The 7,155-nt window shown below is 63.7% G+C and carries 8 protein-coding genes; 7 read left to right on the top strand and 1 reads right to left on the bottom strand.

The genetic code is table 11. The features are described from left to right. The 4 genes from EN884_RS19225 to EN884_RS19210 all read left to right on the top strand — a co-directional run. A partial coding sequence (locus tag EN884_RS19225) for a glutathione binding-like protein (RefSeq protein WP_206617609.1) occupies positions 1 to 353 on the top strand: 353 nt, incomplete at its 5' end. Positions 354 to 666: 313 nt separating this feature from the next. After that, entirely contained in the window at positions 667 to 1,404 is a 738-nt protein-coding gene (locus tag EN884_RS19220; RefSeq protein ID WP_063170725.1) for an SDR family oxidoreductase, read from the top strand. A 109-nt stretch (positions 1,405 to 1,513) separates the two neighbouring features. Next, the gene (locus EN884_RS19215) at positions 1,514 to 2,233 is read left to right on the top strand and encodes an SDR family oxidoreductase (protein ID WP_128360681.1); all 720 of its coding nucleotides are present in this window, start codon (positions 1,514 to 1,516) and stop codon (positions 2,231 to 2,233) included. Positions 2,234 to 2,426: 193 nt separating this feature from the next. Next, positions 2,427 to 3,335: a LysR family transcriptional regulator gene (locus tag EN884_RS19210; protein ID WP_063170723.1), complete on the top strand. Its 909-nt coding sequence runs from the start codon at positions 2,427 to 2,429 to the stop codon at positions 3,333 to 3,335. Positions 3,336 to 3,383: 48 nt separating this feature from the next. Here EN884_RS19210 and EN884_RS19205 read toward each other — a convergent pair whose 3' ends face one another. Further along, a complete protein-coding gene (locus tag EN884_RS19205) occupies positions 3,384 to 4,028 on the bottom strand; it encodes a peroxiredoxin-like family protein (protein ID WP_063170722.1) in 645 nt (214 codons plus the stop codon). A 400-nt stretch (positions 4,029 to 4,428) separates the two neighbouring features. On the opposite strand from EN884_RS19205, the gene EN884_RS19200 reads away from it, so the two are divergent. Genes EN884_RS19200 through EN884_RS38700 form a run of 3 tightly spaced genes read left to right on the top strand, consistent with a single transcriptional unit; the run spans position 4,429 to position 6,649 of the window. Further along, positions 4,429 to 5,697, top strand: coding sequence for a hypothetical protein (locus tag EN884_RS19200; RefSeq protein WP_127379020.1), 1,269 nt, complete (start codon positions 4,429 to 4,431; stop codon positions 5,695 to 5,697). Next, complete coding sequence (locus EN884_RS19195) at positions 5,694 to 6,500, top strand: hypothetical protein (RefSeq protein WP_063170720.1); 807 nt, start codon at positions 5,694 to 5,696, stop codon at positions 6,498 to 6,500. The genes EN884_RS19200 and EN884_RS19195 overlap by 4 nt, the downstream gene beginning before the upstream one ends. After that, positions 6,494 to 6,649 carry a hypothetical protein gene (locus EN884_RS38700; RefSeq protein ID WP_158515818.1) on the top strand — a complete coding sequence of 52 codons (156 nt, stop codon included), beginning with the start codon at positions 6,494 to 6,496 and terminating at the stop codon, positions 6,647 to 6,649. Before EN884_RS19195 ends, EN884_RS38700 begins: the two co-directional genes overlap by 7 nt. Positions 6,650 to 7,155 lie beyond the last annotated feature (506 nt).

The raw sequence follows: 7,155 nt of genomic DNA, 5'->3' as shown, positions 1-7,155 counted from the left end.
TGTTCGAGCAGATGTTCTTCCACCTGACCGGGATCGGGCCCGCCCTTGGTCAGGTCGGGTTTTTCAAGCGTCAGGCTTCGGAGAACCTTCCCCTCGCGATCGATCGTTTCCAAAAGGAGGCGGAGCGGGTCTTGGCGGTCCTGGACGGGGTGCTGGCGCATCGCAAGTTCGCGGCCGGTCCGGACTTCTCGATCGCCGATATCGTTCACTTCGGCTGGCTGTGGCGACGCGACTTCGCCGGCATCGACTTCGAGGCGACGCCGAATATTGCTCGTTGGTACGAAGGGATTTCGGCGCGCCCGGCAGTCCAACGCGCTCTTGAACGGGTGACCGCCCTCGTCCCGCCAGCGTAGGCCACGCCACCAGGCCAACCGCTGCTTTACCGAGACTGTTCGCAACGGAGGCGCAACCGGCCTCGGGCATTGGCCATTGCATGCGCGCACAGCGCTCTTGTCGCCGGCAAGTCCGTTCCGACCCATTCCGAAAGGGGTGGCCATAGCGATGACCTCGGCCTTCTTCATTCCTGGGAGGAATAAGGCTTAGTCAAACACGAGCACTACTGGGTTTCGCCCAGTCCCATATCTCTCATCCGCTCGCGTCACCCCGGCGCCGAGCATTGCGGAGCCCCGGCCGCCGTTGTCCGGGAATAATTTAAGGACGTCACAAATGAGCAAGAAACTCGACGGCAAGATCGCTGTCGTCACCGGCGCTAGCGCCGGTATCGGTCTGGGCGTCGCCAAGGCCTTCGCCGCCGAAGGCGCCAAGGTCTATATCACCGGCCGCCGCCAGAGCGAGCTGGACAAGGCCCTGGCCGAAATCGGCCACGGCGCGGTCGGCGTTCAAGGAGACGCTGCGAATATGGCCGACGTCGACAAGCTGTTCGCCCAGGTCAAGGCGACCGATGGCCGGATCGACGTCCTCGCCCTGAACGCGGGCTTCTACGAATTCGCGAAATTCGGCGAGATCACCGAAGAGCACTTCGACAGGCACTACAACACGAACGTGAAGGGCTTGCTGTTCACCCTGCAGAAGGCGCTGCCCCTGCTGCCCAAGGGCGCCTCGGTGATCCTGACCGGCTCGATCGCCAGCCAAATCGGCATCCCGGCGATGTCCGTCTACTCCTCGACCAAGGCGGCGATCCGCAGCTTGATCCGGGGTTGGATCCACGACACCAAGGAACTGGGCTTCCGCATCAACGTGCTGAGCCCCGGTCATACCCTGACGCCTGGTCTGAAGACCTTGTTGCCGGCTGGGGCCGAAGACCACGTCGCGACGACCATTCCGCTCGGTCGTCTCGGCACCCCTGCCGATCTCGGCAAGGCTGCGGTGTTCCTGGCATCCAGCGACAGCGAATACATCCACGGCATCGAACTCGAAGTGGACGGCGGCGTCTCGCAGATCTGACAACTTTAGCTGGGCGAGCTTCGGCTCGCCCAGTTGCCATTGTCCGCCAGCCGCCTCGGTTACCGCAGATCTGCCCGGGGCCACCTCAGTCCCCATACAAAGAATCCTCATGACCCAACGCACCGTTCTTATCACTGGAGCGACCAAAGGCATTGGCCGAGCCCTGGCGGAGCGGCTGGCCCGAAATGGCCAACGTGTCATTGGGCTCGCGCGTACGTTGCCGACCGATTTTCCGGGTCGCGCCGTCGCCGTCGACTTGGCGGACGCAGCGGCGACCGAAGCGATCCTAAAAGCTCTTGCCTCCGAAGAGGCGATGACCGCCGTGGTCAACAACGTTGGACTGGTCAAGCTCCGCGAGCTTGGCGATATCCCCACGCGCGAGCTCATATCCGTCCTCGATCTTAACTTGCGCCCGGCCCTGCAGACGGTGCAGGCCGCCCTGCCGGCGATGCGGGCGGCAGGTTTCGGACGCGTGGTCAACATCTCAAGCTTGGTGGCGCTCGGCATGCGCCAACGGTCTAGCTATTCGGCCGCCAAGGCCGGACTGATCGCCTTTACGCGGACCTGGGCTCTTGAGCTGGCCGAGGAGGGCATCACCGTAAACGGTGTGGCGCCGGGACCAACTGAAACGGAGCTCTTCCGAACCACCACCCCCAATGGCAGTGAAGCCGAAGCCCGCTTTCTCGCCGCGGTGCCGGCCCGTCGTTTTGCGAAGCCTTGGGAGATCGCAGCGGCTGCCGAATTCCTGCTGTCTGAAGATGCGGGCTTCATCACCGGCCAAACCCTATTTGTTGATGGCGGCGCCTCAATCGGCAAGGCGTCTGCCTGAACCGTCTGGTTAGCGACAACATCATCAATTCCGTCTAGGAATGCTCGAGGCGATCCGTCTCCTGGCCACGCTTCTTCCACCCGGGCCGCAACCATGCCTTGCGAGACGGCTGGCAATGGCTAAGTTTTAAGCTTGGGACGGCGACGGGCAGTGAACTGCGTGGCGTCTCCGCCATTTCCTGCAGGGCATGCCGATGGATCGCTTCGCGACAATGCAGACCTTCCTGACCGTCGTCGATACAGGGTCGTTTTCGAAGGCCGCGCGGCAACTGAGCGTCGGGCAGCCCGCCGTGTCCAAGACTATAGCCCAGCTTGAGCGGCGGCTGGGGGTGAAGCTGCTGGTGCGATCTACCCGTGGGCTTGCGCCGACGGAGGCTGGCCTGAATTTCTACGAACGGGCGCGGCGATCGGTCGAGGAGGCCGAAGAGGCCGAGCTTGCGGCGCGCGGCGCCGGCACCGGTCTATCCGGCAAGTTGCGGGTCTGCGCCGCCGTAACCTTTGCGCGCCTGCATATCGTCCCAAAGATCGCTGAATTCCTGGCGCAGAACCCTGACCTCGAAATGGAGGTCGTCCTCGATGACCGGAACATTGACCTGGTCCAGGAAGGGATCGACGTCGCCCTGCGCTTCGGGTCGATGCCGGATTCCAGTTTGACCGCGAGAAAGATCGCCTCGTGTCCCCGGGCAGTCCTCGGCGCTGCGGCCTACTTCGAACGGTGCGGCAAGCCGATGCTGCCGGGCGAACTGGCACTCCACCAAGCGATCGTCTACCCGCACAGCGGCGGGAGCGATGTGTGGGCGTTTCGGAAGGATGGCTCGGAGGTATCCGTTACGGTCAATAGCCGCCTGAAGATCACCGCGGCTGAAGGCATCCGCGCCGCGGTGCTCGCTGGCGCGGGACTCACTGTTGCGTCTGAGTGGATGTTCACGCCAGAGCTGGCCGACGGCACCGTCCAGCGGGCTTTGACGGAATGGCAATTGCCGTCGATCGATCTCTGGGCGGTCTATCCTGCCGGTCGCACCGCGACCGCTAAGGCAAGGTCGTTTGTCAGCTTTGTCGACAGCTTGATGGCCGATGCGGCGGCTCCGTCGACGATCGTCTGACGCGTCCCCTGCTTCGAGCGGCGGGCCAGTAGAGTGGTCCTCGCGCCGTCAGGCGGACGGGCTGGCGCCGCGTAGAACCGGCAGCAGCTCCAGGGGATCGGTCCGGCGCGTGAAGTCGGCACTCACTTCGGCGTACCGGATGGAGCGATCCGTAGCGATGACGAAGCGGGCCGGTAGTGGTAGCGTCCAACTCTCGTCACCATTCAGTGTCGGCAGGTCGATTCCAGACCGCTGGTAGAGATCGATCAGCCCTGGGGTCAGTTTCACAAGAACCCCGAAGGAGGCCGCCACGCGATTTCGCGGGTCCGCGAGCAGGGGAAAGCTTGTTCCGGCCTGCTCCCTGACGGCTCGATTGTGGTTCGGGGTCTGTGGTGAGATCGCAAGCAGCGTGGTCCCACGGTAGGTATATTCGGGCAACGCAGCCTCCAGGGCCTGCAAATCCGCGATGCAGGTTGGACACCATAAACCGCCGTGGAACGTCACGACGGCCGGTCCGGAGCTCAAAGCGTCGCTCAGCGACACTGCCCCGCCCTCGCAATCATAGAGACTGAAGCCGGGGGCTGGCACGCCAGCCCTGAGGCCACGCCTTGCGGCTCCTGAGGCTGTCAGTGCCTGCGCCGCGCGGCAGGCGATTTCAGTTGCTGAAAGCGGCGCCCCGCCGGTCGCGTTCCTAGACCGAGGCCTGCCACTCATGTCGAGTATCGCCCGAGCATTCACTGAATCTCCGCCAAGTGGTCGTTGATCCCACTCTATGTGGGCAATCCAGGCGCTCCACAGACGTGCCGGAAGACTAACACCCATTCTCATATGGAATGCCGGAGCGGTGCGGCAAGGCTCACTCCTGTGATGACGCCTCGCCCGGCCGCCTTGGCGCACCGGGGGACGAACACAGTCGGATCCGGGCGTGATTCGTCTATTCCTCGCGGTGATAAACCATATTCCCGGCGACCCACTGACTAAACCCTTCGCGGCTCCTCATCTCTACCCGTGCGCCCGTCGACGGGGCATGGGCGCGGTCTGAACTCCCCACCCCCCAGCCCAAGTTTATCTCGGCCACGCCACCAGCGCTGCCACAAGAAATGGAGCAATCGATATGAAAAAGTTTACCCTGCTTGCCACAGTGAGCGCCGTGCTGATCGCCGCGCCAGCGATGGTCCCCACGCTCGCGCACGCCGCCCCCGCGTCCGTCGCAGCTGCGTCCTCACGAACCCCGGCTAAGCTGCAATACGCGGGGGTCCTAACCTTCAGCCCAGACGGAGTGCTGTTTGTTGGCGACAACGTCAGCGGCGCGGTCTTCGCCTACCCGATGGGCGAAGGGGTGGCCCCCGCCGCCGCGCCACCACTGGAGATGGATGGCATCGACGACCGGATTGCAGCGATGCTCAAGGCGTCCAAATCCAGCATCCACATCAACGGCATGGCAGTCCATCCCATCACCCACGACGTCTATCTCGCGGTTGCGTTCGGTGCTGGAAGGCCGGCCGTCGTGAAGGTCTCGCCGGCCGGAGCGCTTTCCCAGGTCGACTTGGCGCGCGCCAAGCCCACCAGCTGGTCCATCCCCGATGCGCCGACCCCGGACGAGCACTTCCGCGACCGCACCGGAGACTGGCCGGTCCCAGCGGGCGACAAGTACCGTCAGAAGGCGATGACGCCGATGCGATCAATGACCATTGTCGACATGAAGTTCCACAATGGGGAGCTGTTCGTTGCCGGTATCTCCAACGAGGAATTTTCATCGACTCTTCGGCGCGTGTCCTATCCCTTCGACGGCCAGTCCTCATCGACGGCCGTCCGAATTTACCACGTCGCCCACGAGCGCTACGAGACCCGCGCGCCCATCCGCGCCATGCAGTTCGCCACCATCGATGGCGAGGACACCCTCGTCGCCGCCTACACCTGCAGCCCGATCGTTCTCATTCCGACTGCACAGCTCAAGGACGGCGCCAAGGTGACAGGCAGGACGGTCGGCGATATGGGCAACGGCCAGCCGCTCAGCCTGGTTTCGGTGTTGTTCAATGGGCAGCCGAGCCTGTTCGCGACGAACGCGGGCCACGGCCCGCGCATGATCCCGATTTCCGGCCTGCAGAAAGCCGTGGCATACCTGCCCGATAACTCGCCGCATGGCGGCGTCGGCGACTGGCGGCCGGAGTACCCGCTCGGCCCAGTAGGCAAGTCGCTGATGTTCGTCGGGTCCTCCCTCTTTGCGGACAAGCTCGATGATAAGTTCCTGGTGTCCGTGACTCGTGATGCAAATTCCGGCTCCCTCAATCTTGAGGCCGTGCCGATGTTCCCGCTGCCGATAAAGTTGGACCAGATTTGGGCCGAGTTCGACTTCCCGGGCCGCGGCCCCGGCCAACAATGATCGCCGTCCTCATAGCCTCAATGGTGCTGGCGTCGACCGCCTCAGTTCAGCATGTGGTGTCGGTGGCGTCGACGACCTCCGCTCCCCAAGTGGTGGCGATCTCGCCGACTGAGGGCGCGATCCCGGCGAACACGCTTCGCCTCTACGTCACTTTCGACCGGCCGGCACGGGGGATGGTGGCGACGCGGGATCTGCGTCTGGTCGACGCCGAAGGGCGCACGGTCGACGGAGCCTTCATGGATTTCGGGCAGGACCTTTGGAGTCCCGATGGCCGACGCCTGACGGTGCTGTTCGATCCGGGTCGCGTGAAACAGGATGTGGAGGGGGACGGCGATAGCGCCGCCCCTCTTCGGCCCGGCCTTAGCTATACGGTCGAAGTCGGCCGCAAGCATTTTCATTACCGGGTAACGCCGGCGCTTCGCACGCCCGTTAACCCGCAAACTTGGGGTCTCGCACTACCCAACGCCGGATCGCGCGAGGCCCTAAAAATCACATTTGACCGGGAGATGGACGCCGCCCTTCTCCGAGACCAGTTGGGTATTGTCGACGATCAGGGGGGATTCCAATCTGGGCGGGTTACAGTCTCCGCCAGCGGGCGAGCCTGGTGCTGGCGCCCGAACCATGGCTGGCTCCCGGGCGCCTACAGACTTGTCGTCGGGAGCAGTCTTGAAGACGTTAGCGGCAACCGTGTCGGAGAAGCGCTTGACCACGATGTCGGCAAACCGGACGCCCTCAGCCAGGGCAGCGTCTTACTGTTCAAGGTCGGCCCCCGAGTTGTCCGGCAAGACGCCGGTGCTTGTTGATTCAGCAGTGCTGCAACGGCACCTCCGAAGGGCACCGGACGACGGTGGTCAAAGCCTGCGACCGCGTCGGCGTGCTCTACGCCGGCGACCTGGTCGCGGACGCTCCGGCAGGCAAGGTGTTCGTCAGCCCGAGGCATCCCCTATACTGAGGGTGCCGAACATTTTGGCGCAAATCTGGCTTAATATGCTTTTCACCTTGGGGTCACGTCTTAGCGTCCGCTATCGTTCCTTGGGCGCCAGGAGTTGCCATTTCGCTTTCGGCCCCAGGCTCTCGGACCGCAATGCGCCTATGTCGGTCGTTCGAAGTGGTGGTCGCCGCGCCCGAAAGCAGCCGTTCATTCGATGCGCTAAGGAATGGCAGCTGCCGCCTGCGGGTGAGTTCGACTGAGCCAGCGAGTTCGCTAGGGAAAACGCGGGTAGCGTCGTGACGCAGGTGGTGCCGCCGAGAAGGAACACGCTTGCTCGCAGGGCTGTCACGTCTCTGGAAGCGATACCGTACCGAGCCGCTCCGCACGACCCGCAAGGATGCCGAGCCCACAATCGCTTCGGCGACCGCTTTGCTCAAAGCCGTCGCCCCACGGTTACCATCCGCGTCATCCGTGTTCGGACGGACTCTCACTTCTATCCGTCTGAAGCGTGATCAGGAGAGTTTAGC

Source organism: Mesorhizobium sp. M7A.F.Ca.AU.001.01.1.1 (assembly GCF_004022735.1).
GTDB classification, from domain to species: Bacteria; Pseudomonadota; Alphaproteobacteria; order Rhizobiales; family Rhizobiaceae; genus Mesorhizobium; species Mesorhizobium ciceri.
Note: the sequence above shows the minus strand (reverse complement) of the source record. Positions and strands in the feature narration are given on the sequence as shown.

What these genes read in the sequence shown, in the direction of transcription:
- EN884_RS19220 (WP_063170725.1), top strand. Translation starts at nt 667, where the DNA reads ATGAGCAAGAAACTCGACGGCAAGATCGCTGTCGTCACCGGCGCTAGC.
- EN884_RS19215 (WP_128360681.1), top strand. Translation starts at nt 1,514, where the DNA reads ATGACCCAACGCACCGTTCTTATCACTGGAGCGACCAAAGGCATTGGC.
- EN884_RS19210 (WP_063170723.1), top strand. Translation starts at nt 2,427, where the DNA reads ATGGATCGCTTCGCGACAATGCAGACCTTCCTGACCGTCGTCGATACA.
- EN884_RS19205 (WP_063170722.1), bottom strand. Translation starts at nt 4,028, where the DNA reads ATGAGTGGCAGGCCTCGGTCTAGGAACGCGACCGGCGGGGCGCCGCTT.
- EN884_RS19200 (WP_127379020.1), top strand. Translation starts at nt 4,429, where the DNA reads ATGAAAAAGTTTACCCTGCTTGCCACAGTGAGCGCCGTGCTGATCGCC.
- EN884_RS19195 (WP_063170720.1), top strand. Translation starts at nt 5,694, where the DNA reads ATGATCGCCGTCCTCATAGCCTCAATGGTGCTGGCGTCGACCGCCTCA.